The 25,186-nt window shown below is 41.3% G+C and carries 22 protein-coding genes and 1 other RNA gene; 2 read left to right on the top strand and 21 right to left on the bottom strand.

Annotation, left to right across the window (positions count from 1 at the left end; genetic code table 11):
- The 3 genes from HMPREF3002_RS10825 to HMPREF3002_RS02255 form a co-directional block, all read right to left on the bottom strand.
- Nucleotides 1-1,423 (bottom strand): Ig-like domain-containing protein (locus HMPREF3002_RS10825; protein WP_070665103.1); only part of this gene is annotated, 1,423 nt, incomplete at its 3' end.
- Nucleotides 1,424-1,584: 161 nt separating this feature from the next.
- The gene (locus HMPREF3002_RS02260; protein ID WP_070665096.1) at nt 1,585-3,588 is read right to left on the bottom strand and encodes a DUF2079 domain-containing protein; all 2,004 of its coding nucleotides are present in this window, start codon (nt 3,586-3,588) and stop codon (nt 1,585-1,587) included.
- Between the two features lie 114 nt (nt 3,589-3,702).
- Nucleotides 3,703-4,392, bottom strand: a complete 690-nt coding sequence (locus HMPREF3002_RS02255) for a gamma-glutamyl-gamma-aminobutyrate hydrolase family protein (protein ID WP_003002057.1) — start codon at nt 4,390-4,392, stop codon at nt 3,703-3,705.
- Between the two features lie 274 nt (nt 4,393-4,666).
- Between HMPREF3002_RS02255 and HMPREF3002_RS02250 the strand changes: the two genes are divergently transcribed.
- On the top strand, nt 4,667-5,683 hold the full coding sequence (locus HMPREF3002_RS02250) for an NAD(P)H-dependent glycerol-3-phosphate dehydrogenase (protein WP_070665095.1): 1,017 nt from the start codon (nt 4,667-4,669) through the stop codon (nt 5,681-5,683).
- A 45-nt stretch (nt 5,684-5,728) separates the two neighbouring features.
- The gene (gene galU, locus HMPREF3002_RS02245) at nt 5,729-6,637 is read left to right on the top strand and encodes a UTP--glucose-1-phosphate uridylyltransferase GalU (RefSeq protein ID WP_070665092.1); all 909 of its coding nucleotides are present in this window, start codon (nt 5,729-5,731) and stop codon (nt 6,635-6,637) included.
- 161 nt (nt 6,638-6,798) lie between these two features.
- Here galU and HMPREF3002_RS02240 read toward each other — a convergent pair whose 3' ends face one another.
- The 18 genes from HMPREF3002_RS02240 to HMPREF3002_RS02155 all read right to left on the bottom strand — a co-directional run bounded on the left by HMPREF3002_RS02240 (nt 6,799) and on the right by HMPREF3002_RS02155 (nt 25,133).
- On the bottom strand, nt 6,799-8,745 hold the full coding sequence (locus HMPREF3002_RS02240) for a C69 family dipeptidase (RefSeq protein ID WP_070665090.1): 1,947 nt from the start codon (nt 8,743-8,745) through the stop codon (nt 6,799-6,801).
- A gap of 447 nt (nt 8,746-9,192) precedes the next feature.
- Nucleotides 9,193-9,870: a rhomboid family intramembrane serine protease gene (locus tag HMPREF3002_RS02235; RefSeq protein WP_049491404.1), complete on the bottom strand. Its 678-nt coding sequence runs from the start codon at nt 9,868-9,870 to the stop codon at nt 9,193-9,195.
- On the bottom strand, nt 9,854-10,393 hold the full coding sequence (locus HMPREF3002_RS02230) for a 5-formyltetrahydrofolate cyclo-ligase (protein ID WP_070665088.1): 540 nt from the start codon (nt 10,391-10,393) through the stop codon (nt 9,854-9,856). Before HMPREF3002_RS02230 ends, HMPREF3002_RS02235 begins: the two co-directional genes overlap by 17 nt.
- A 108-nt stretch (nt 10,394-10,501) precedes the next feature.
- On the bottom strand, nt 10,502-11,635 hold the full coding sequence (locus HMPREF3002_RS02225; protein ID WP_070665086.1) for an N-acetyldiaminopimelate deacetylase: 1,134 nt from the start codon (nt 11,633-11,635) through the stop codon (nt 10,502-10,504).
- 58 nt (nt 11,636-11,693) lie between these two features.
- A complete protein-coding gene (gene dapD / locus HMPREF3002_RS02220) occupies nt 11,694-12,392 on the bottom strand; it encodes a 2,3,4,5-tetrahydropyridine-2,6-dicarboxylate N-acetyltransferase (protein ID WP_003016885.1) in 699 nt (232 codons plus the stop codon).
- Between the two features lie 65 nt (nt 12,393-12,457).
- On the bottom strand, nt 12,458-13,699 hold the full coding sequence (locus HMPREF3002_RS02215; RefSeq protein ID WP_070665084.1) for a hypothetical protein: 1,242 nt from the start codon (nt 13,697-13,699) through the stop codon (nt 12,458-12,460).
- Between the two features lie 39 nt (nt 13,700-13,738).
- A complete protein-coding gene (locus tag HMPREF3002_RS02210) occupies nt 13,739-14,644 on the bottom strand; it encodes a hypothetical protein (protein WP_070665082.1) in 906 nt (301 codons plus the stop codon).
- Between the two features lie 14 nt (nt 14,645-14,658).
- On the bottom strand, nt 14,659-15,348 hold the full coding sequence (locus HMPREF3002_RS02205; protein ID WP_070665080.1) for a hypothetical protein: 690 nt from the start codon (nt 15,346-15,348) through the stop codon (nt 14,659-14,661).
- 5 nt (nt 15,349-15,353) lie between these two features.
- Nucleotides 15,354-16,061 (bottom strand): hypothetical protein, encoded by a 708-nt coding sequence (locus HMPREF3002_RS02200; RefSeq protein ID WP_070665078.1) that lies wholly within the window; start codon nt 16,059-16,061, stop codon nt 15,354-15,356.
- Nucleotides 16,062-16,169: 108 nt separating this feature from the next.
- Complete coding sequence (locus HMPREF3002_RS02195) at nt 16,170-17,258, bottom strand: hypothetical protein (protein WP_070665076.1); 1,089 nt, start codon at nt 17,256-17,258, stop codon at nt 16,170-16,172.
- 118 nt (nt 17,259-17,376) lie between these two features.
- Nucleotides 17,377-18,264, bottom strand: coding sequence for an LPXTG cell wall anchor domain-containing protein (locus HMPREF3002_RS02190; protein WP_256263405.1), 888 nt, complete (start codon nt 18,262-18,264; stop codon nt 17,377-17,379).
- A 286-nt stretch (nt 18,265-18,550) separates the two neighbouring features.
- Nucleotides 18,551-19,444, bottom strand: a complete 894-nt coding sequence (locus HMPREF3002_RS02185; RefSeq protein WP_049471947.1) for a hypothetical protein — start codon at nt 19,442-19,444, stop codon at nt 18,551-18,553.
- 126 nt (nt 19,445-19,570) lie between these two features.
- Nucleotides 19,571-20,920 carry a glucose-6-phosphate isomerase gene (locus tag HMPREF3002_RS02180; RefSeq protein ID WP_070665070.1) on the bottom strand — a complete coding sequence of 450 codons (1,350 nt, stop codon included), beginning with the start codon at nt 20,918-20,920 and terminating at the stop codon, nt 19,571-19,573.
- Nucleotides 20,921-21,422: 502 nt separating this feature from the next.
- Nucleotides 21,423-21,517, bottom strand: an RNA gene (gene ffs / locus HMPREF3002_RS02175) — signal recognition particle sRNA small type.
- A gap of 39 nt (nt 21,518-21,556) precedes the next feature.
- The gene (tadA, locus tag HMPREF3002_RS02170) at nt 21,557-22,066 is read right to left on the bottom strand and encodes a tRNA adenosine(34) deaminase TadA (protein ID WP_176745554.1); all 510 of its coding nucleotides are present in this window, start codon (nt 22,064-22,066) and stop codon (nt 21,557-21,559) included.
- 303 nt (nt 22,067-22,369) lie between these two features.
- Nucleotides 22,370-23,947 (bottom strand): ATP-binding cassette domain-containing protein, encoded by a 1,578-nt coding sequence (locus HMPREF3002_RS02165; RefSeq protein WP_049498605.1) that lies wholly within the window; start codon nt 23,945-23,947, stop codon nt 22,370-22,372.
- Between the two features lie 144 nt (nt 23,948-24,091).
- A complete protein-coding gene (locus HMPREF3002_RS02160; protein WP_003009004.1) occupies nt 24,092-24,370 on the bottom strand; it encodes a hypothetical protein in 279 nt (92 codons plus the stop codon).
- A 118-nt stretch (nt 24,371-24,488) separates the two neighbouring features.
- The gene (locus HMPREF3002_RS02155; protein WP_070665064.1) at nt 24,489-25,133 is read right to left on the bottom strand and encodes an HAD family hydrolase; all 645 of its coding nucleotides are present in this window, start codon (nt 25,131-25,133) and stop codon (nt 24,489-24,491) included.
- Nucleotides 25,134-25,186: the final 53 nt, after the last annotated feature.

The following is a 25,186-nucleotide window of genomic DNA, read 5'->3' as shown; positions in this document are numbered from 1 at the left end:
TGGTTGTCGTTGGCTCTGCAGTAGTCGTCGTTGTTGTTGTTGGCTCTGCAGTAGTTGTTGTCGTTGTCGTTGGTTCTGCAGTAGTCGTGGTGGTGGTTGTTGGTTCTGCAGTAGTTGTTGTGGTTGTTGTAGTCGTGGTGGTTGTTGTAGTTGTTGTAGTTGTAGTTGTTTTTTGGTCTACAATATTCTTAGCTACAGGAGCTTTTGGTGTTTTGAATTCACCAGCTTCAACTACAGTATCAGCTGCCAACTCATAACCTTCTGGAGCTTTAACTTCTTTAATGATGTATTTGTCACGCAAGATGTTCTTAACAGTGAATTCACCATTAGCATCTGACTCAAACTCACCAATGATATCTTGGTTAGTTGCACGGATAACTTGGAATTTCGCACCTTTAAGTGGAGCACCGTTTTCGTCTACTTTTTTCACTTGAATGCTAAATTCGTAACCGACACCTTCACCACCAGCGATTTGGATGTTTACTTTACTATTTGAAGGGTACTCCTCTTTGTTATCACCTTTGATTGTCGCTGTATTCTTAATTTGTTCGCCGTCAACAGTTTCATAGTTAGCAACTGCTTCATATTCTACTGCAAAGTGATCGTTAGCAGAAATATTACCAAAGTCAATAGAGAATGACTTATCTGTTGCATTTACTGTATAGTTAGCAGTAACGTCTTGTTTATTTGTAAGCGTCCATTTACCACCACTGTATACCCAAGTACCTTTGAAGATTTTGAAACTGCCAGCTTTGTAGGTAACCCCTGCTGATGCTATTGAATCTGAAAGGACTGCATTGTTGATTGCTTCGTTAGTTCTGTTTACAGAGATACGGAATCCAAGGTTTTTGTGATCTCCATTATCCCAACCAGATTTGATGATTGTGTAACGTTTACCTTCACCAACTGTTGTACTTGTTACTTTACCGTTGAATTTTACATTACCGTTAACAGAAACCTTAACAGGAACTTCACCATCATTTGGGAATTTATCTTTGTTAACACCAGCGTAGAAGAAGAATGAACCTGAAACGTCATTTTTCGTTTGAGCGAAATCTGTGAATGTCAAGACAATCTTACCAGTTTTTGCATCAACTTTTGCATCGGCAATCTTTTTACCAGTGATTGTATCGTTAATTTCAAAATCCTGAGACTTGATATCGATTGGTCCATCGATAGTGACTTCAGTTGTATCCCCTGCTTTAACATTTTTTCCTTCTAAAGCAAATTTTGCATTCAGACGGAAAGTGTCATAACGACCTAGACCGGTTGCTAATTCTTCACCTTTGCTATTTTGGATCTTGATCTCCGTGATGACATCGACTTTTTTAGACGTTTCCGCCTGTACAGTTTTAGAAAAAAGTGTCAATGACACAATCAATAGCGAACAAACTATTGACAAATAAACTGCTAACTTTTTCATTTTTTCTCCCTTTCTAGGCTGATTTTTTATAAATCAACGCATATAATATAGCAAAACATAGTGAGAAAGTCAAGATTATTGAACAAAAAATCCATCTTTTGTATATTTAAGGGCTATTTGGCTTCTGAATTTTTCTAAGTAACTCTTCCTCTTTCAAACAGTTATTTTTCCAAAATCAACACATCTTTTGTAGATAAGTTGCTTTCTTTATACCCTGATTCTTTATAGAGATTTAGAGTGGCTGTTTCAGAATAGCCATTTTTTTCCTCTTGCATTTCCCTTGGAACTACCACTATGTCAATCTTAGAATCAAGCTTTTTGTCATTATGGTAGAAAATATCATACAATCTTTCATGGCTGCGAAGACTCGGCGTATAGCCACCTGCTGCTAAGACCGCTTTATCTTTAGGGATAGCCTGCAGGGTCTTTTCGAGCCCATCAAAATAGTCTTTGCGTGTTTGATAGTATTGGATTTCAAAACTCCAATTATGCGTGAAACTATATAGAATGGCGCTTGAAAAAATGATGGAAGAAGCTAATAGAGCCACCAATACATTATCTGATGCCAACTGGTTCTTGCTTAATTGATCGATAGACAATAAGGCCATCAAAAATAGAAGCGTAACCGAACCATAGCTATACTGAAAACCAATATCATATTGGTAAGGCCAATCCATCAACAAATTAATGAGAAAAAGGGGCAGCATCAGAAAATAGGTAGACCAACGTCGCTGAATCAGTGGTAAAAAGCTAAAAGGAAATAGGACCAAAAAGAGGTAGCCAAGCCTTTTCGCTGTAAATAAACTTCCCAAAACATAAAGCGGATTTAGGACTACATTTTTCACAACCATCAAGAGGCCGTTTTCCCCACTCAATAATAGATTATTGTATCGGGAAACCATGGCTCCCTCACCATATCTTGCTAAGAGGAACATGGCAAACGCAAAATAAAGTATCGGTAAGGCAAACATACTGAGATACAACCACTTTTTAAACTTGGCCTCAAAGGTAAAACGATGTTGAAAAGTAAAATAAAGTCCTAAGGACAGCACGTAGACAAAGGCATCCTCTTTCACGAAAAGGAGCAACAAGGTGAACAAGATAGTTCTTCCACGCCACTGAGAAATCAGGCTGTAGAACAACCAAAGTATCAATGGAGGCAAAAAACAATTTTCATGCAAATGGAATCCACCACTCGTTGTCATGACCGGAGTCACAAAAAAGAGGGCAAGCACGAGTGGCTTCATGACTTTTGGCAATTGTATTTTCTTTAGAATCAAACAAAGCGGGATAACTGCTGAAAATACAATCACTGTTTGAGCGATATCTAATGTTTCCACATAAGGAAATAGCATATAAAAGGGCAAGATCAAATAATAAATAGGAGAAATATGGACTCCAAAATGCGATAAGGCCCTATCTCTTTCAAGGGTGGTAACTTGCGAAAAATCATGTCTCATTCTCTCAAACATCTGTGAAAAGATTCCAATATCAAAAGAAGAGACCGCATTGGCTTTAATCTTATAATAGGCAACAATCGATAGATAGAGCACATAGAAAATACCACCTATAATTGTCACCACTGTGAGTCTTCGAACCCAGGTTTCATTAACTTTAGCCAAAGAAACCTTTGAGAGAAGAAAACCGATCAGGACGGCAACGATAACGGCTACTAATACTGGCCAAATCAAAGTAGGCAACTTCGATTCAGAAATCGTAAACGTAAAGATTCCCAGTTCCTTATCTTGAAGATTGGCACTGGTTTGTAGCAACAATTTCGGAAAAGACAAGACATCTACCGCTAAGAAAATATAAGCGATTGTTTCTTTTCCTAAATAAAAATATAGAAACAAGACCAGTGAGAGCAACACTAGGCCCAATGACATAAAGAGACTCGGACTTTTCAAAATAGAAATAAATAGGATACCTGCCACGAACCAGAGATTCAATTTTTGTATGCAGATATACTTCTTGCTCTCCGTCAAAAACCAGAGAATAGGATAACTAATGAGCAAAGCAAGGACTGTATGGCCCCATCCCACTTTACCCAGTTCTAGAAACAATTCCTTTGTTGAAAAACTCAATAGATTGACCATCATGGCCACAAAATAAGAACCTAGAAGCAACCATAAATAGTTAAGGTTCATTGTCTTAGCAAGTTTCATTTCTATCAATACCTCCCAATTGTAGTTCCTATTCTAGCACAAAACCCTTACTATTTCTAGATAGTAATAACCATACCAAAAGAGAGGCTGATACCAATTCAACCTCTCTTTTTCTTATAATTCCTGTAATAAATAACGGAAGAGTTCTAAATTTCCTTTTTCTTCATTGACCAAGTATTCTGGATGCCATTGCAAGCCCATAATCCGATGGCCGTCTACTGCTTCAATCGCTTCGATGGTGTGATCGCGCGGATCAAAGGCGGTCGCACGGAAATTTGGTGCAAGATCCTTGATACTTTGACGGTGCACGGAATTGATCCGACTAGCCTGACCAAAGAGTTGCTCCACCACACTACCTTTTTTAGTCTCGATAGAATGGGAAGTCCCAAACGGAAGTCCTTGCCAATGTCCCTCGATCTCTTGATTGAGTGTTCCTCCAAAAGCCACATTGATCAACTGAACCCCACGGCAGATTCCTAGAACCGGTTTGTTTTGGCGAACCGCTTCCTTCAGCAGGGCAAGCTCAAATTGATCCCGTTCGATATTGTAATCATCGCTTTCGATGGTTTTTTCTTCGCCATAGAGACTAGGATCGACATTTTGACCTCCACTTAGGATCAACTTGTCAATCGTTTCAACATAATCCTTAACTAAGGAAGGATCTCCCATCGGGATGACCATTGGAAGTCCACCTGCTTGACGGATCCCTTCCGCAAATTGACTAGACACGGAGGAATGAAGGTTTTTCCCTTCCGGGTCAACCGGACAGAGATTAGCGGATACTCCAACAATTGTTCTGCACATATTCATTCCTCCTTCATTTTAACTACTATTTATCTTACCACCCATTAGTGATCGTGTCTAATATGTATTTTTTAAAACCGTGATAGATTTTATTTATCACCTTCACCTTCCTCACAAAACAATTGATGATCATACAAGTTTTTTTACCTATATTATGTTAAAATAGAGAGGAAAATAGAATCGTCCTTCAAGGCACACATTAAGCCGTTTCGAAGGCGCAAGCGCTAGATTTCCTAGCCTTGTTGAAAAAATAGACATAGAAATGGAAGATACAATGGAAAAACAAACCGTTGCAGTATTGGGTCCTGGTTCATGGGGAACAGCCCTTTCACAAGTCCTCAATGATAACGGCCATGAAGTCCGTCTCTGGGGAAATATCCAAGAACAAATCGATGAAATTAATACCACTCATACCAATCAACGCTATTTCAAAAATATCGTTATTAGCGATCAAATTACCGCTACGACTGATCTGAAAGCAGCTTTGGACGGTGTGGATGCTGTCCTCTTTGTCGTTCCTACAAAAGTGACCCGCTTGGTCGCTAAACAAGTCGCTGAAACACTGGATCACCCTGTCACAGTCATGCACGCTTCTAAAGGGCTAGAACCTGGCACACACGATCGGATTTCTCAAATCCTTGAAGAAGAAATTCCTGCTTCTCTTCGCAGTGAGGTAGTGGTCGTTTCTGGACCGAGTCATGCAGAAGAGACCATCGTACGGGACATCACCCTCATTACAGCAGCCTCAAAAGATTTAGAAGCTGCACGCTATGTTCAAGAACTCTTTAGCAATCACTACTTCCGCCTCTATACCAATACAGATGTTATCGGAGTGGAAACTGCTGGAGCCTTGAAGAATATCATCGCGGTCGGAGCTGGAGCCCTGCACGGTCTTGGTTATGGTGACAATGCCAAAGCAGCCATCATCACGCGCGGTCTCGCTGAAATCACGCGCCTTGGCGTTAAGCTCGGAGCTAGCCCATTGACCTATAGCGGTTTATCTGGGGTCGGTGACTTGATCGTTACCGGAACTTCTGTTCACTCTCGTAACTGGCGAGCTGGGGATGCTCTCGGACGTGGCGAAAAATTGGAAGACATCGAAGCCAACATGGGCATGATCATCGAAGGGATCTCTACGACCAAAGTCGCCCACGAGCTGGCCCAAGAATTGGATGTCTACATGCCGATTACACAAGCCATTTACCAAGTCATCTATGAAGGAAAAGATATCCGCGAAGCCATCCACCACATGATGAGCAATGAATTTAAAGAAGAAAATGAGTGGAAATAAGTCAACCACCCTAACATCAATCCTACCTTTTAGAAAGGAAACTATATGACTAAAGTTAGAAAAGCAGTCATTCCTGCGGCTGGTTTGGGGACACGCTTCCTCCCAGCTACCAAAGCTTTGGCAAAGGAAATGTTGCCAATCGTTGACAAACCTACGATCCAATTTATCGTCGAAGAGGCTCTGAAATCTGGGATTGAAGAAATCCTTGTCGTAACAGGGAAGGCCAAACGTTCGATCGAAGACCATTTCGATTCTAACTTCGAATTGGAATACAATCTCGAGCAAAAAGGCAAGACTGACTTACTCAAGTTGGTCAATGATACAACAGCGATCAATCTTCATTTCATCCGCCAAAGTCACCCTCGAGGTTTAGGGGACGCTGTTCTTCAAGCCAAGGCCTTTGTTGGAAACGAGCCTTTTGTCGTTATGTTGGGAGATGACCTCATGGACATCACTAATGATGATGCCTTGCCATTGACCAAACAATTGATGAACGACTACGATGAAACCCATGCGTCAACCATCGCTGTGATGGAAGTCCCTCACGAAGAAGTTTCATCTTACGGTGTGATCGCACCTCAAGGAGAAGGTATTAACGGTCTTTATAGCGTTGAAACGTTTGTCGAAAAACCAAACCCAGAGGACGCTCCAAGTGATCTCGCTATTATCGGACGCTACCTCTTGACTCCTGAAATCTTTGATATTCTTGCAAATCAAGAACCAGGTGCTGGCAATGAAATTCAATTGACAGATGCAATCGATACCCTCAATAAGACCCAACGAGTCTTTGCCCGTGAATTTAAAGGCCAACGCTACGATGTAGGTGATAAATTCGGCTTCATGAAAACTTCGATCGACTATGCCTTGAAACACCCTCAAGTCAAAGATGATCTCAAACAATATATTATCGACCTTGGAAAAAAATTAGAAGCATCTGAACAAATTGCAGACTAATCATTTTCAAATCTGCAGAATACAAAAGAGACTGGCCATATCATGTAAGAGCTTTGCTGCCTTACAATGGTCAGTTTTTTTATATAAAAAAGAGGCTGGATAAAAATCCGGCCTCTTTCGTTTCATTGGACTTGGTCCAATTCACTTTTTATTCTTATTGTTTAAGGATGAACATTGTAAGAATAATTGGTATTTGGGAAAGTTTCAACAGTTGCTTTTGCGAAAGATGAACCAAAACGATTGTTCTCATTGCCGCCATTACCAGCTGAAACTGCTTCGGATGGATCTTGAGCTTTTGCTTCTGGTTTCACAAATGTTTCAACTTTAGTAGAAACATAAGATTCTTTATCTTTTGTAGCTGCATAACCGAAGCGGTTATTTGGATTGCCTTCTTCATTGACTTTGGTTTGAATTGGCTGAGTTTTTTCTGGCTGTACTGGTTTTTCCGGTTGAACTGGTTTCTCAGGTTGAACTGGTTTTTCAGGTTGAACCGGTTTTTCAGGTTGAACTGGTTTTTCAGGTTCTGGATCTTTGTAATCATCTGGCTTAGAGGCACGATATGGATCATCCTTACGACCTAGCTCAATCAAATGTGCATGCATATCTGCTTCATAAGATTTGAAGTGTTCAAATAGTTTTTTAGATAGCGCAAGAGCATTTGCTGTAACTTCGTCTTCTACTGCTTTAGCAGCTTCCGGATTATCTTTCAAAGCTTTATATTTCGCATCACTAGCTTCTTGTTCGATGATCAATTGTTTTTCAAGAGCTTTCCAGTGATCTTGAACTGATTTTCCAAAGACATCTTGGTTATTGATCGCCATGTTGTCAATGTGCCATACTGTCCAATACCATGAATTTGGATCATAAGTTGCTGTTTGAGGTTTGAAGGCTTCGTAAGTATCTTTTAGATTACCATAGAATGGAACATAAGGAGTGTTCCGAGATGGTCCCATACCAAGCCATAAAGTACCACCAAATGATTTTGGAAGATTTGGATTGATTTGGTAAACATGGGCATCAATGACGTTTTCGTTTCCTAAAGCATACTTGTATTGGTCTTTACGAACAGCATCATTGCTACCATTATCCCCTTGTTTCTTGACACCAATTTGATCGTCTGGAACAAAACGACCATTCAAATGTTCAAAACGGTTGCGTTGGAGAGCAAAGGCATCTTCCAAAGTAAATTTCTTGTTTGGATCTGTTGGTGAGCGGAAGAGTTCGTATTCATCATCTTCATAAGTCACTTTTGATTTTGGATCCAAAAGAGTGATTCCTGCGTAAGTACGTGAACGGTCTCCTTCAGCATATTTTTCTGGTCCATAAGATTTAGCGATATGGAAATTGCCATCTTTATCAGTCTTGTAACTACCTGATTCTTTAGCTACTTTTTCAACATCTTTTGAAGCAATAACATTTTCAGTGTCATTCAAGTTTACATGGCCAAGGTAGTAGGTATTGGCAAAAACTGCATATTTATCTTCTGGAACTTTAACAGCTACATATTGGTGCCCAGAAAGAATTTCCATGTACCAAGTTTCTTTCTGATCGGCAATAACAACTGTATTCCCCTCAGCTGAACCTTTTTCTTCAATGACTTTCGCAAGTAGTTCGATTCCTTCACGAGCAGACTTAACGCGTGGTAAAACCACGTCCAACATAGCAGCTTCTGGAATTCCCTTTTCTGTCAATGGGTCAGTCTTCAAGACTTTTTTATTTGGAATTGCTGTAACAGTTGAGGTCATAGAGACGCCGGCTTCGTTAAATCCATGTTCACCAAAGGCACCGTTACTACCATCTCCACGAGCAGAGTCATAAGTCGCTGTGTATTTCATTTCACTGGCAGCATGTGGATAGGTAAAACCATTAGATTCGTCTTCCAGTTGATCCCCTTCCTTATAGTTCTTCGCATCAACAACTACAAAGTTTTTGTTGTGCTTTCCACCATTTGGATAGTAAGGGTAGTCTTCTGTCCGACCAAAGAGAGTGGTCCCATCCTTGGTCAATTGGCGACCAATGATAAAACCGCAACAGGCTTGAACAGCTTGAATCGGTAGGAGTAAGAGTGTCATCACTACCAATGAGAGTTTTAACAACCATTTTTTCATGGCAAATCTCCTTTGTTTTTGCACTACTTTTGACAAAATAGCACTATTTTTAGTTTTTATATCTCCAGTTTACACCTTTCTCAACCCTTTTGCAAGCGCTTTCTAATTTGCATTTTTATACTTTTTTACCCATGATTACCTTCTCTATGGACCTAGCAATAGAGGGATCACTTGACTCTTGCAAACATATTATAATAAATATATACAATTCTTTGCATTTCAAACAATTTTCTGTTAGTTTACGATTGCACTACATTTTTTAGGAAAAAAAGAGAGTGGGACAAAAGTCCTAGCCTCTCAATTGTTTTTGGATGTCGAGCAAGATGCAGTGGTTGAGTGGGCTCTAATACGCTGATTTCATCAGCTTTTACAGCCCTACTCAACTGTGCGGATGTGGGACGATGAAATCGAATTCTAACGAATTACCGATTTCTGTCCCACTCTCTCTTAAAATAGATTCAAGATTTTACCTAAGAAATAAAGCAAAAGTAAGAGATAAGATAGGGCTGCACTCATCTGATAGGTTCGGTTCATAAAGCGAGCTTCCCCTCTTACTGGAAAGACATAAGCTAACATGACCCCAGCTACTAAGCCACCGATGTGCCCCGCCATACTGATCCCTGGCATGAAGCTAAAGATCAAATTGACCACAATCAAGCTGGTATAGGACTGACTCAAGTGGCGAATATAGGGACTTTGGACAATAAAGCGCAGAGCACCAATGGTCCCAAACAGTCCAAAGAGGGCTGTAGAAGCTCCTGCTGCAATCACATCTGGCGTAAAAATAGCAACAAAGACATTGCCCATCATGCCTGATAAGAGATAAAGAGCTAAGAAAGCCTTCGATCCAAAGAGATCTTCTGCCAAACGTCCCAAGTAATAGAGGGTGATCATATTGAGCACAAAATGTTCTAGGCCGATATGAACAAAAGTAGCTGTCACGATTCGCCATAACTGGCTTGGATCGACTTTCACAACCTCTCCAATAATCCCACCGCTATAGTAAACAGCAGCACCTGTTTGGTAGTCGCCTCCAAATCGGATAAACATGGAAAGAAAGACTGCCGTTGTCACGAGCAATAAGAGGCTGGTCACAGGATAACGACGATCAAAGAGTAACTTCATAGACTAGCACCTCCTGAACTGCCTGATCAAACGTATCTGGCTGGAAATCCTTCTGCTGGATGGAATAAATCGTACTAACCGTTTTTCCAGTATAATCTGTTAAATAACGATCATAATAGCCACCACCATAGCCAATTCGGTAGCCTTTTGACTGGAAAACCAAGCCTGGTACATGGATCAGATCAATCTCTGACTGATCCACAAGCTTCCCTTTTTCATTGGGCTCCAGCAAACCAAAGCGAGTCTTTTCTAAAATGTCAGGATCGTATTCCACAAATTCCATCCGCCCTTGTGGATAGGTACGGGGAACACAGACGCGTTTCCCAAGTTGAAGAGCTGCTTGGATCAAGCCAGCTGTGGAAACTTCATGGTCAAAAGACAGATAGGTCGCAAGGGTCTTTGCCTCTTGAAAAGCTGGTAGCTCCAAGAGGCGCTGAGTCAGCTCTTCATCTGCTTGAGTTTTCACGGATTCTGGCAACTGTTTCATGGCTGCAATGGTTTCTTTTCGTAGTGTTTTCTTCATGCCTACTCCTTTTGTCTAGCTTTAATTGTATCATTTTTTAGGAAAGATCCGAACAGTTTTTACACGACAAAGAAAAAATCCAACTCCAGACGGAGTTGAATCAATCCTTTATTGGTTGGCTTTCATTTTCAAAAATTCACCAATGTTTTCCACAGCAAAGGGAAGGGCTGCTTCATTTGGGCTCATCTTTGGATGGTGCAAGGCATAAGGGGTATCAATCCCCAACCAGAACATGACACCAGGGACTTTGCTCAAGAGAAAGCCGAAGTCTTCTCCTGTCATCGCAGGCAGAATATCAATCAGGTTCACGTCTTCCTCAGCTGTGAAAAAGTCCATGAGTTCTTTGGCCAATTCTGGTTGGTTTTCCACAGGCAGGTAGCCTCCTTGCTTGAGTTCCAGGTCCAATTTCACATCAAAGGCTGCTGCAACTCCTTCTGCAATGGCTTTGACCCGTTTTTGAGTCAAAAGATTCATCTCCATGGTCAAGGTCCGAATAGTCCCATGAAGGAAGGCTGTCTCAGCAATCACATTATTGGTTGTTCCTGCATGCATGGAACCAAAGGTCACCACAGCCCCTTCAATCGGATCGACATTTCGACTCACGACCGATTGGACTTGGGTAATGAAGTAAGAGGCTGCTACAAGAGCGTCATTGGCCTCATGTGGAAAGGCGGCATGCCCTCCCTTTCCTGTAAAGGTGATCTTGACTTCACAGGTCCCTGCAAAAAGAGTACCCGTATTGGTCGCAATGTCCCCCACCTTCAAATCAGGGCGTACATGCAGACCATAAAATTCATCAGGGAGCCAGTCGCCAAAAGCATTGTCCTTATACATGAGCATTCCACCAGCTTCGTTTTCTTCAGCCGGTTGGAAGAGAAAGAGCAGGTTATTTTTTGGTTGTACTTGGACCAGTTGATCCAAAAGTCCAAGGGCTGTCGTCATGTGCATATCGTGACCACAAGCATGCATCCGTCCTTCATGCTTGGAGGCAAAATCAAGGCCCGTTTGTTCCACAATCGGTAAGCCATCGATATCCGTCCGCCAACCAATAGTTTTTTCAGGAGCAGACCCATGGAGATACACCAGGATCCCGGTCCGCCAAGTCCGTTGCTCTACAAAGTCTTTGCCTTCTGTGATCTCTGCGATTCGCTCTAAGAGGTAGGCTTGGGTTTCAAATTCTTCTAATCCAATTTCAGGGATTTGGTGCAAATCCCGTCTGATTTTGATTAAGTCCAATGTCATAGTTGTCTTCTTTCTATTAGATTAGAATAGAGGCCTTGCGGCCTCTACTATCAATATCTTATAAATTACGCAAGGCGTCTTCTAGTGCTGTTTTTTGTTGTGTTTTTTCATCGATTTCCTTGATGATGCGAGCTGGGACACCAGCTACAACCACATTTTCAGGGACATCTTGAGTAACGATAGCTCCAGCGGCAACGACGGATCCGTTCCCTACTTGAACCCCTTCAATCACAACTGCATTGGCACCGACCAAGACATTGTCACCGATCCGAACAGGCTCAGCAGAAGCTGGCTCAATGACACCCGCAAGAACGGCACCTGCACCGATGTGGCTGTTTTTACCAACTGTTGCACGACCACCAAGGATAGCCCCCATATCAATCATAGTTCCTGCACCGATTTCAGCACCGATATTGATGACAGCCCCCATCATCACGACAGCATTGTCTTCGATGGTCACTTGGTCACGGATGATAGCGCCTGGTTCGATACGCGCATTTAGATAGCGCTTATCAAGCAAGGGAACAGCTGAATTACGGCCATCTTGTTCAACCACATAATCCTTATTCTCTGTTAAGTTGGCAAGAAGGGGCTCGATATCTTTCCAATCACCGAACAACACATTACCTAGTTTTGTGACAGAAGCAGGAACAGCTGTTGCCAATTCCCCTTCAAAGGTTACTTTCACATTTGTTTTCTTTTCTGCATTTCCAATAAAAGCGATAATTTCTTGTGCAGACATTTTTTGTGCAGTCATGAGATTCTCCATTCATTTCAATTAAAGGTATCCATATTATACCACAAACCCAAAGAGATGAACACCTAAGGCGACGTGGTTGTAGCCTGATCCTCCAGGCCTGTCATTTCACTGATGGTGCGATTGCTTCCAAAGTGAATAATGACTGAGTGCGAATCAGAAAGTTTATAGTAAAAGATTAAGAAGGACTCTGAACTCATCATACTCGACCAAGAAACACGGCTAGGAATTCCGACTGTATTCACAAGATCTGCATAGCTGGTTCCTATTTTAATATTGGCAAAATTCTCTCTATTCAAACTGCCATTTTTATTGGCTAATCGCTCACTGTTTAAGTTCTCAAAATTAAGAGAAGATAGACGGCTACTAATCATATTTGAAAGCAAAACAGATACAGAAGAAGGGGATCCTTCAACCTCATAATCCAAGCTTGTCATGAAAGGACCGACACTACCCTCTTGGTAGGTTTCTTCCCCACTACTAGCCTTGCCCAGTACAGCTACCACATCCTGCGGAGACAGATAAGTTGAAGAGGTACGACCTTGATCCCCCTCACTTAAACCAGGAATCAGGGAAATCGCCTTCTCATAGGTCACTTGAAACTGAAATTCACCTTCCGGTGCAATCAAGGTACTCGTACCACTCTTCAAGGTTTCCTTTCTGGTTCCATAAGACCGGCCAGGACTTCCGTATTCACTAGTAGTAGAAGAAGGATGTTCCTCACTATGGATACCTCCTGAAGCTAGATAGGCAAATAATCCCAGCATGGCCAATAATCCAAAAAAGGCTGCCAGCGAAGACCCTCCACTATTAGAGGAAGGAGAGTAGGTTTTCGCCCTATCCGATTGGGAGTCTAGTACCGTTTGTCTTGGTTCTGAATGCCTGCCTCCCCCTATTGAAGCCAGGTCAGCTTCTGAAATCAAGCGGCTCCCACCCTGGTGCTCTACTTTTTTCTCAGCTGAAGGAGACTGCCCTATTGTATCTTGTGCTGGTGTTTCTGACCTTGCTTCTTCTGTTAGTGGTGTAGCAAGAACGACCTGAGCTGATTCGTCTTCAGGTGTAGCAAATGAGCCTTCCTTTGGATCATACGATTCCTTCTTCACACCAATCGCTGGTTCGTCTTTTCGTTCCTCTTCTTGTTTCACCTCTTCCTGAAAAGCAGGGACTTCTAGCACTTCTGGCTCTTTTGCGAGCGTATCTTCTAGCTTCTCAGGACTTCCTTTTTCTAAGGGTGCTTCTTTCGGCTGGCCTTTCGAAAACCGACTCTGGTGCTCATTTCGTAGATGCGACCAGTCTTTATTTCCCATTGTCCCCTCCTTTTATTTAAAATGCTTCGGCTGATTTTTTTACTGTGCTGTAGATGTAGAGGAAGCTGGTGTGGTCGCTACCTCTTTCGATTTGATATCCTTGATGGTTTGCCGGCTATCAAAATGGATTTGAACCGTTTGAGAATCCGATAATCGATAGGTAAAGGAAGGCGCTTCCCCGTAACCTAAAAGCCCAGATACATATATTTCATCCGGAATCCCTACTGTATTGAGTAGGTCTAAATAAGGCATTCCGACCTTGATAGTGGCAAAATCGTCCTTCATCAAGCTCCCATTCTTATTCGCAAATCGGTCACTTTTTAAGTGTTTCAAACTTAAAAGAGAGATCCTGTAAAAGGCACCTGTTTTTTCAAGAAGAACCTTCCCATCTGCATCCTTTGATTGGTAATCTAAGGTCAGCAAAAAGGGACTAGAACTGCTACCACTATAGGTTGCTTCCCCACTCCTCGCTTTACCTAATGCTGCAACGACATCTTGTGGGTCTACCGTCCCAAAAGAGGTCTTTTTTTCTTCCACTGCAAAATTAGGAATGAGAGACATAGCCTTTTCATAGGTTGGCTGAAATTGAAATTCATTAGCTGAGGCGATATAAGAACTATTTTCACTGGTCAGATATTCCGTTCTGATACCATCACGTGATAAACCATTGATCCCCTCACTCGAAGAAGATGAAGAAGAGCTTTTATTAACTTCGTTTTGAAGCACAAACACAAAAGCCATAAACAAGGCGAACCACCCAAAAAATCGCAAAAGCGAACCAATCCCCTCTTTTGAGGAAGAAGGGGAAGACGCCATTGTATCTGAATGGCTTCTAGTATCCTGATGATTGTCCATCCCTATTGAAGCAAGGTCAGCCTCTGAAATCAAGCGGCTCCCACCCTGGTGAGAGGAAGCTGCCTTGATGTCTGTCCGTTGATCGTCCAATGATGTCTCCCTTCTTATATTAACACTAATTTCTTGCCTTTTTTCTTGAATTCCATCACCACTTCTGGCTGCCCTGCTACCTGGTAAGTCGCGCGATAGCCCATACCGCCATCTGGCATTTCCCCCCAGACCAATCGTTGAGGATTTCCTAGTTTCTTAATGAGATGGGCGAATTCTGTACCTTTTTTCTCTTTTTCAGTAGTGATTTCTTTCTCACTGCTTGTCTTCTCTTTTGTGTCCAACAAATTCGTCGCATCCACCATCGTCAAGCGATACCCCTGGTCTTGCTCCTGTTCAAACCACAAGGTTACACTTTTCTTGCCCTGATCGGTTTGCTTAGCCGCATAGGTCAAGACAAGAACCGTTTTATCCCCTTGGGCTGTCTTAGTGTAGCGAACTTTTTGAGTTTTTCCCCATTCCGTCACAATTGTTTCCAAGCGGGTTCCTGGTTGCTGACTCTGCTTAAGACGGACTTTCAAATTCGCCACAGCTTCAATGGTCCATTTAAACTGCTTGATTTCTTGTTCCTTGCTGACCAAATTCTTGTAATCCTTTGGCTGGAAATGAGTCAGTGTTTGGTCTTCCTTGGTATCGGTTCCCTGCTCTTGCACCTGGATGCTTGCAATCGCAAGTAAGAGTCCTAAAACAAAACACAAAAACGGCAGTAAGAGTTCTTTTCGATTCTTTTTCATCCACTCGATCATCTGCTTCACCCCTTCTTCGTCAAATGATACTGACCACTCTGGTCGCGTTCAAAAGTCAAAGAGACCAGTCCATCTGTCACCTGATAAGACAGGGCTAGGACTTGCTTGTCCTTTGCAGAGGTCAAACTAAGAGAATTGGGAAGACCTGATTTTTTCAAGACATCTTCTACTGCTGTCCCCTTTTCCTTTTTTCCATCTAGCGTCTGATAGCCTGTAAAATCTGCCAGTTTTAAGTTCTTTTTGCTCTGATAGTGAGCCGATTGGGGCGCAAATCCTTGAATCGAGCTCAAATAAAAGGTATCATCCTGCTTTTGAAATTCTATGGTATAAGGATGAATCCCCTGTACAGGAGCCCCATAGCCTAGCTGGACTTGCGCTCCAAAACTCGTATCTTCTTGTGTAAAACTCGCTGCTTTTCCAAATTTTTTAACGAATGCAGACAAAGTCACCCAATTTTTTTGTGTCTTTCCTTCTCCCCTTGCAAGGTCCAATGACAACAAGTCTTCTAAAGCCGGCTCTTCGGAAGAAGACGCAACAAATTGCTGGCTGTCTGCTTGCATGCGAGACAAACTCAACAAGCGATCTTTGGGCAAAGTTTTCACTGGATGAATCATAAACACCAAGCAAACACCAACCACAAAAGCCAGCAAAGCACTTGCAGCTTTTTGGAGGATCCGCTTATGATGTTCGATCCACTGTTTCATTTCTTCCATCCTTCATGCTCTTTCTATTCAAACTCTTTCTATTGTATAGAAAATTAGCGTATTTGTCTCGTCTTATCCCAAAAAAGAGGCGCTTGCCTCTTTCTTTTATTCAGTGATTTAATAGCTGTCTTTACTACTCAAGAGGAAATCTCCATTTTCTTGGCGAATAAAGGTCAAATCTACATAGTCCCCGTTTTTCTTTTGGAAGTCCATGACCAATTCTATCTCGTCTGAATCATCAGATGAACTCACCGTCAGATTGACTGCATCACCGTATTTTTCTAAAAGCTCTTTGTAAGAGGTTCCTCCAGCACCGGTCTCACTATTTCCAACTTTGAATCCATCTGCAAAGTTGTCCTCAACCGTAAGATTTTTCCCAAATTGGTTAAACTCAAATTTGACAAGCTGTAATTCTTTTCCTTTCTTAGAGTAGGTCGCTTTGACCTCTTTATTATAAGAGTTATCATCCCAGAATAATTTCAATTCTCCACTATCAAATTGAACAGAACTAGCCTTTCCATAAGCGTCGACCATTTCCTCAGGACTCTCCCCATCATCCTTTCCAGTCAAAAATTGAAGTTGCTCGATATCAGACTGCTCCCAGCTAAAATCGGCTTCCGCATCTTCTGCGGTCAACTGGTCCAAATCAATATTGGATGAAGAACCAGACTGGTTGCCTGACCAAGAAGTGTGCTTTCTAGATGGTGACGTGCTAGGGCTGGCATGACCAATCAAATAGCCACCGACACCACCGATAAGAAGCCCCACTAAAATTCCAAGAGCAAAACGAATCGCCTTCTTGTCAGCAGTATCCATCGGTCTTCCAACAGGAGAAAGAGGAGCTTGTGGAATAGGTGTCTCAGGAACAGGCACTGTTTGCGGACCAATTGGTTCAGCTGCCATGTTTTGAGGAGCTTGAGGCGCAGGCTGGAATGGAGGAGTCGGTTGGGGAGCGGCAACTACATCCGGATGTTCTCCAACAGTCACTTCATCCACCTTTGGAAGCTCCACTGCTTCTGACATAGCTAGCTTGTCTGCCTCTTCTTTCATTGCTTCCGTCTCCGTCACTGAAAGACCACTAGCTTCTGGAACGACCAAGTCTTCGGCTTCTTCTTTTGGGACAAAGGCTGGCGCAGCCACATCAAATTGAGGCGCACCCTCTACGGGAGTATGCTTCATAAATTGTTCTTGATCTTTCTCGGACATTTCGAATTCTCCTTTTTATTCTTCTCTTCTACTATAACATAAAACCAAGCAAGGACCAACTCCTGTCTTGATGGACTAAAAAAGATCGGAGAGATATCCGACCTTTTAGATGCTTATCTTAAAATTTCTTGCGAAGGGAGACAATAGCAATTCCTGCAAGTGAGAGCAAGCCCAATGTTGCCAAAACGACACCTGTTTCTTGACCTGTTTTTGGCAATAAACGGCCAACTACAGATTTGCTTGAGTCGCTTGAATTTGAGGAAGAACTAGAAGAAGAGCTTGAGCTCGATGAAGAAGTTGAACTTGAGGAACTTGAAGATGAGCTGCTTGAAGATGAGCTCGATGAGCTACTTGAGCTTGAAGACGAACTACTTGAGCTACTTGAACTAGAAGATGAGCTACTTGAGCTTGAAGATGGGCTTGTTGTACTTGGTGAAGTGGATCCTCCTGTCTCAGAACCGTTATAGCCTGCAATGAAATTACGATAAATTGGGTTTGAACTTTCAAGTGAATCCACCATCAAGCGTCCTGATCCATCGTAAGCAAGGGACACTGTTACTTCCCCTTCTCCATTATCCAACTGTTTAAAACGACCATCATCCTTTGTGGTTTGACGAATGTAGAGTTTAACAGTCCCAGAATTTAGTCCAGAGAGATCCACATCATCAAATGCGATGGTCCCATCTGCTGTATTTTGCCCTTTAGCAACGGTCTCTTCTTCGCCACCTTCAGATTTGTAGATCAATGCAAATTGGTAGGCTCCTGCATCATGCGCACTTTCTTTCTTGCCTTCACGCGCTCCCACTACATCGACACGACCTGTTTTCAATTTCAAAGAAAGCTGATTCGATTCGAAACCTTCATATGTTGGTTTTTGAACAAGGTCTAGCTGACCATTTTTGTACTCATAAACCGCAGCTTTTGTATTCGCAGAAACTGGGTGAGCAACAGCCATTCCACCAAGCATAGATGAAAGTAACAAGAATTTAGCCAATTTCTTTTTCATGATTTTCATTCCTTTTTCAATTATTTTCATTCGTCTTTCAATTTATAATATGAAACAACAAATGACAACTTTTATATTCAAACAACTTTTTATATTAAAGGATTTGAGTATAAAATCCGTGCCTGTAGCTATTGTCTAGCTAGAAACCCTGTATCATCAGTATTTTAGAAATGAGTTTAGCAAATGATCAAGAATAATAACTAGTTAGTGTTTATATAATTGAATCTTAAGGGAAAAATTATGAAATTATTTTACAAGTAAAAAAACGACCTCTTGAGAGATCGTTTTATCCAGATGTTGCTACATTTTCAAGTCGGTATTCCCCTTGCTGATTCTTTTTAAATGATAAGGTTATTTTTCTTTGATCTGTTGTAAAGTATAGAATATATATATAACTATTTTCCCCTTCATACAGGTTGTTACTGTAACTATTCTTAGGAATTCCAAACTGACTTATAGCCTCCATTAACCCAATCCCTTCCTGGCCACTTTTAGGTAAATAAGAACGATATTCTTCTAAAGTTTTATTCGCCATGCCCGCTTGAGCTTTAGTCACTTCAAGATAGACACGCTCAACACGACTTTTTCCTTCAAACTCATTAATAACAATTTTGAAAAAACCCTGTTGGTCAGAAAGCTTATAATAAAAGGTTACTCGTTCTTTCCCCGAGGAATTATAATCAAGTAAACCTGCAAACGCCTTTCCATATTTCTCAATTACTTCTGAAGATGTTATCGTTGGCTTCTTTGTAGCATCCATTAACTCAAAAACTTCATCAACTGAAAAAGCTCTTACTTGAGATGGATCAACCCACTCAGAATTTTCTTTTTTTAATATATATCCAATTTTTTTATTCTCACTTTTGCTTGCTTGAGTATTTGAAGGGCTGGTAGAAGATTTCTTATTTTGATATCTTTCCGAAGATCTTATGATCTTATTTACGGGTTTATGAACGACTGTTTTTTTATAATACCAGACTCCTATCAGAAAAAATACGAATACAACGATCACTGAAAAGAGTACTCGGATTATGTTACGTGAAATCCGAAATCCTATTTGTTTCTTTTGATCTTCAAAAATCGCTCCTTGAGGTCCTTCATCCGAAAATGCACTCGGAAAAGAGTACAGATTCCCATGATTCTTAGACCATTCACGTTGTACTTTTCTTCCTCTTGACATGTCGTACTCCTTAACTTTATTATCTTACCCTACTATAGCATAAATCACCTGAAGGCGCCAATTCATCACTAAATGGGGAAATAGACACAAAAAAACGACCTCTTTCGAGATCGTTTTGTCTGTCGATTAAAGGCGAGCGTTGAGTTCTGCTCCAAGTTCTTCAAATCCTGGTTTACCAAGAAGGGCAAACATGTTTTTCTTGTATGCTTCAACACCTGGTTGGTCAAATGGGTTGATGGCGTTCAAGTAACCTGAAAGGGCGATGGCCAATTCGAAGAAGTAGATTGTGTAGCCAAGAGTGAAGGCATCTTGCTCAGGAAGAGTTACGTACATGTTTGGTACGTCACCGTCAGTGTGGGCAAGAAGAACACCGTCAGTTGCTTTTTTGTTAACGAAGTCAACGTCTTTTCCTTGAAGGTATCCAAGTCCATCAAGATCTTCTTCCAAAGTAGGGATGATCACGTTCTTACGAGGTTTGTCAACACGGACAACTGTTTCAAACATGATACGAGTTCCCTCTTGGATAAATTGACCCAATGAGTGCAAGTCTGTTGAGAAGTTAGCTGAAGTTGGGTAAATACCTTTTTGGTCTTTCCCTTCTGACTCACCAGCCAATTGTTTCCACCATTCTGAGAAGTATTGAAGAGATGGCTCGTAGTTTACCAAGATTTCAGTTGCATATCCTTTACGGTAAAGGATGTTACGAACTGCTGCGTATTGGTAAGCTTCGTTTTCAGCAAGTTTGTCTGAAGTGTAGTCTTTACGGGCAGCGTTAGCACCTTCCATAAGTGCTTTGATGTCAGCACCTGATGCAGCGATTGGAAGCAAGCCAACTGCTGTCAATACTGAGAAACGTCCACCGATGTCGTCTGGAACCACAAATGTTTCCCAACCGTTCGCATCTGCTTCAACCTTAACAGCACCTTTTTGGCGGTCAGTAGTTGCGTAGATCCGTTTGTTAGCTTCTTCTTGACCGTATTTCTTCACCAAGAGTTCTTTGAAGACACGGAAAGCGATGGCTGGTTCAGTTGTTGTACCTGATTTAGAAATCACGTTGACTGAGAAGTCTTTATCTGCAACGTACTCTACCAAGTCAGCAAGGTAAGTAGATGAGATTGAGTTTCCAGCGTAAAGGATTTGTGGAGCTTTGCGTTCTTCTTTTGTTTGCAAGTTTGCAAAGTGGTGGTTCAAGAAGTCAATAGCTGCTTTCGCACCAAGGTATGATCCACCGATACCGATAACGACCAAAACATCGCTGTCTGCTTTGATTTGCTCAGCAGCTTTCAAGATGCGGTCAAATTCTTCGCGGTCGTAGTTTTCAGGAAGGTCCAACCAACCCAAGAAGTCGCTACCAGCACCTGTTCCTTTACGGATCAATTCATCAGCTGCAGTCACTTGTGGTTGCATGTATTCCACTTCATGTGGGGCAACAAATTTACCCAAAACTTTTGAGTAGTCAAATTTAATATGAGACATGTTATTCCTCCAAATTTTGTTCTTCTCTATGATATCGCTTTACACGGATTTAATCAAGGAAAACCATCCTGTAAAACGTTTTCATTTGCTAATTTTTTTATTTTCACAAATCAAGCAACGACGCAATAGCAATCGTTTGCATGTTTGCACTATTTTTGGCTAGAAAATCAAAAAAAGAAGCTTCTCACGAAACTCTATTTTTTCTCTTTTATTCTTTGAATAGGAAAGTTATTTCCACATGACTCTGGTGAGTGATAGCCCTCACGTCGCTTCGCTCCTCAGGGTCAATATCTCTAAGCTCGGTTGCGCCTTACAGGCTTGATTCGTTAAGAGCTTTTATAGGTTTACAGCTTTTTCTCTAACGGGAAAAACTGCATCCATTGCTCTAGGATTCGTCTGCGTCCCTTGGACTTGATTCATTTTGCGCTATAGCCCTCACGTCGCTTCGCTCCTCAGGATCAATATCTCTAAGCTCGGTTGCGCCTTACAGGCTTACCTCACTAAGAGCTATAGAAAAAGAGCACACAGTTCACTTCGCTTAGGGCTGCTGGATTCCTCCCCTGACCCGCTTCACGCAGAACTGTTGCTCCGATAGGTATTATATCATAATTTGTTCGATTTGCAAAGGTCCGGTTTTTATTCTTGTGTTTCGGCCTTGGCTGCGAGTTTGGCTTGTTCTTTTCGTTCTCGACCTTGGCGGAAGAAGGTCTGCATGATGGCTGCACATTCTGCTTCCAAGATTCCTGTTTCTACTTCGACTCGGTGATTGAGGCGTTCATCTGCCAAAATGTCGTAGAGACTACCTGCTCCACCGAACTTCTGATTGGTCGCCCCGTAAATCACCTGGGGAATCCGAGCTAGACCAATGGCACCACTACACATGACACAGGGCTCAATCGTGACAAAAAGCGTCGTATCCAGCAGGCGCCAGCTATTTTCACGCTGATTGGCCTCCTCGATCGCCATGATTTCCGCATGCATGACCGCCCGCTGCAGCTCCTCACGCGCATTATGTCCACGCCCGATAATCTGACCATCCTTGACCAAGACACAGCCAATCGGTATTTCATCATTGGCGAGGGCAATCTCCGCCTCCTTCAGGGCTTCCCTCATAAACATCGCTTTTTCCTCTATCGTGTAGTCCATCTCTTCCTTCTTCCTTTTAGTTTCTTTGTTCATTATACCATAGGCAGCTTACGACTCAAAAAAAAAAGCCGCCGATTGGGCGACTCTTATGGGAGATTATTATGAAAAAGTTTAGGAGGTTTAAACAAAGTTAGGAGGTCTTTGTTTATGCTTCTAGTATAGCTGGCCTATCTTAAATAAAGCTTAAGTTCTCTGAGTATTGATGATTTTGGAAATATCACCACTTAGAATCTCAAAAATATCTGACAAATTGCTGGCTTATTACTATCCGCTTTGTCGCAGAACCAACTATTGTGGCATCGCTCATCCTTTACGTAACTCAAGGATTTGGTCATAGCGCTCTTCTTCATCAATATGATGGGCTATTTCTAGTACCGTGATCGGCAAAGAAAAGATTAGGTCTCTAACCAGACGACTATTTTTTTCGTCCAAAGCTGATGTCACTTCGTCCGCTAATAAAATATCCTTCTCGCGTAAGAGAAAACGAGCCAACTCTAATCTGACACGCTGACCTCCTGAAATGTTTTCACCATTATTATGAATTTCTACATTCAAAATATCCTGAAATTCATCTATTAAGCCAACTCGGTCCAATACCTCCAATAATTCATGGTCCTGAAAAGGCTGACCAAAAGTTAGATTATAGCGGATAGTATCGTTAAACAGGAAGGGATGCTGGCTAATTAAACCGATATTCCCTTGGAAATGACTCGTTATTTGATTTCCATCATACTGAACGAAAATGTCACCCTCATCACATACTTCTTCTCCTAAAATCAAGCGAAAAAGAGTCGTCTTTCCAGACCCGCTCGGTCCTTTGATTAAGACCTTCTGACCTACTGAAATCGTCGCCGTCAAATCAGAAAAAAGCTGACGTTCAGCAAAACTTTTTGAAATATGATTTAAGCGCAACGATTCGAGATTTTCAACAAATTGATCCTTTGTCTCTTCGAAATCAGGTTCTTCCTCGATAATCTTAAACAGGCGGTTCGCAGTCGGCAAGGCACCTTGGAGATTGGCTGCACTGTACATCAGAGTTTGGATCGGTTCTACCAGCATCCCCGCAGCAACATACATAGAGATGAGGCTTGTAATAGAAATAGAATTTCCCTGTAAACTCAAATAAAAGCCTAAAGCAAGAGGAACAACCTGACTAAAAAAGACCATAAATCCATTAAAGAAAAAAATAATATTATGTGTGAAACAAAATCTTTGGATGGCTTTTTGATATTCTCCGTTTAAATCATTCACGCGCTCTTCATTCAGCCTCATGGCCTGATTAATCCGTAAGGTTTGGCTGCCTTGCATACTATCCGAGACAAGCCCATGTAATTTCGTTCTAAGCTTGGACCAGCTGTCTCCCGAATCTTGTAAACGACGATTCATGATGAACTGAGGAATAGGTCTCATAATCGTAAAAATGACAAAAATAAGTCCTAAGAGAAAATTTTGTGAAACAATATAAATGGCTGTAACAAGGGCGACAAATCCCCAACTCACCATAACATTTATATTTTCCAAATAATTATCGCCCACATATTCCATATCTTGAGTTAGCAGACTAACTTTTTCATCATTGGAAAATTTAGGATTCAATATGACTTTCTTAAATAAAAGGGCACGGACACTTTTGTTGATTTCTCTTCGGAATATATTGTGCGAATGGTTTGAAAACAGCATCAGACTATAAATAACAAGATAGACAGACAAACCAAATAAAACAAAATTGAGAATTTTTCCATAAGAAAGGCCGTCTTGATCTAACTTCAAGGCCTTCGTTAAAATCAGAGGTTGCGCCAACACCAAACCACTATTCACAATACGCCCTAAAAAAATAGGAAAAAGATACTTCTTATCAATGTACTTATAAATATTTCTCATAATTATCATCCATCAAAATAGAGGGCTAGCACAACCCTCTTCTCTAATTTATTTAAAATCGTGATTATTTACAATCACAATTATAGTTAAATACTCTAGGTTTAGCATTCATTTTGTCATCGAATTTGTTATTCACTTTAACCTTCACCGAAAATTACAATCTCCATGTGTCAAAATTGTTAGTTCCAATAATTCAGCATCTGTATCGCTTATTTTAGATAGATACTTTTCGACCTCATACTCACCCTCACTTAAATATTTATTTTTATCAAGATAAGCATGAAACTCTTTCCTAATCACATCATTGCTGTCGACTACTCTATTCAATTCATTCGTAAGAAAAAATGAATGATTGGTTTTAGTATTAAAATACAACGTACCATCATCAGTACTATATTTTAATATATATCGTGACAAATTCATATTATCACCTCTTAATCTGTGTGACTTAACCTACAGTAAGTGTACGCCGATAGAAATATTAAATCAAGCAATATTCAGCAGATTAGAAAAGTTCCAACTTTTAATATTTTGGAAAAGGTTATCCTATAAAAGCTGCAATTTCGCCAACTTCTTGAGCAATATAGGTGGCGCCGGCTTCTTCCAATTCTTCCCTGCTTCCAAAGCCATAAAGGACACCGATAGAATCAAGCTTTTGCGCTTGAGCGCCAAGCACATCGTGCTCCCTGTCTCCAATCATGATGGTATGCGCCAAATCTGTAATCCCATTTTGCTCCAAGGCATACTGGATAACATCGCTTTTTTTACTACGTTTTCTATCCATGGTCGCACCAGCGACAAAGTCAAAATAATCATACAAACCAAAGTGTTTGAGAATTTGAATGGAAAATTCTTCAGGCTTTGACGTATCTACAATCAACTGTTTGCCAGCCTGCTTGAGAGAAGCCAGCAAGTCAGGAACGCCTAGATAGACCTCATTTTCATAAAGGCCTTTTTCGGAAAAATACTCATGATAGTAGTCAATGGCCTTTAAACATTCTTCCTTAGAAAATCCATAAAAGCGCTCAAAAGACTCCTGCAAGGGCGGACCGATGAAAACTCTCAATGCTTTCTTGTCTGGCACTTGAATCCCATATTTTCCTAAGGCATAGGCCACCGAGTTGGTAATCCCTAGTTCTGAATTGGTCAAGGTGCCGTCTAGGTCAAATAAAATCGTTTGATACATTTTTTCCTCTTTCTGCTTTCAAAAAGAGGCTGGGACAAAAGTCCTAGCCTCTC

Origin of the sequence: Streptococcus sp. HMSC065E03 (assembly GCF_001815045.1) — a bacterium.
Lineage (GTDB): Bacteria > Bacillota > Bacilli > Lactobacillales > Streptococcaceae > Streptococcus > Streptococcus parasanguinis_AD.
Note: the sequence above shows the minus strand (reverse complement) of the source record. Positions and strands in the feature narration are given on the sequence as shown.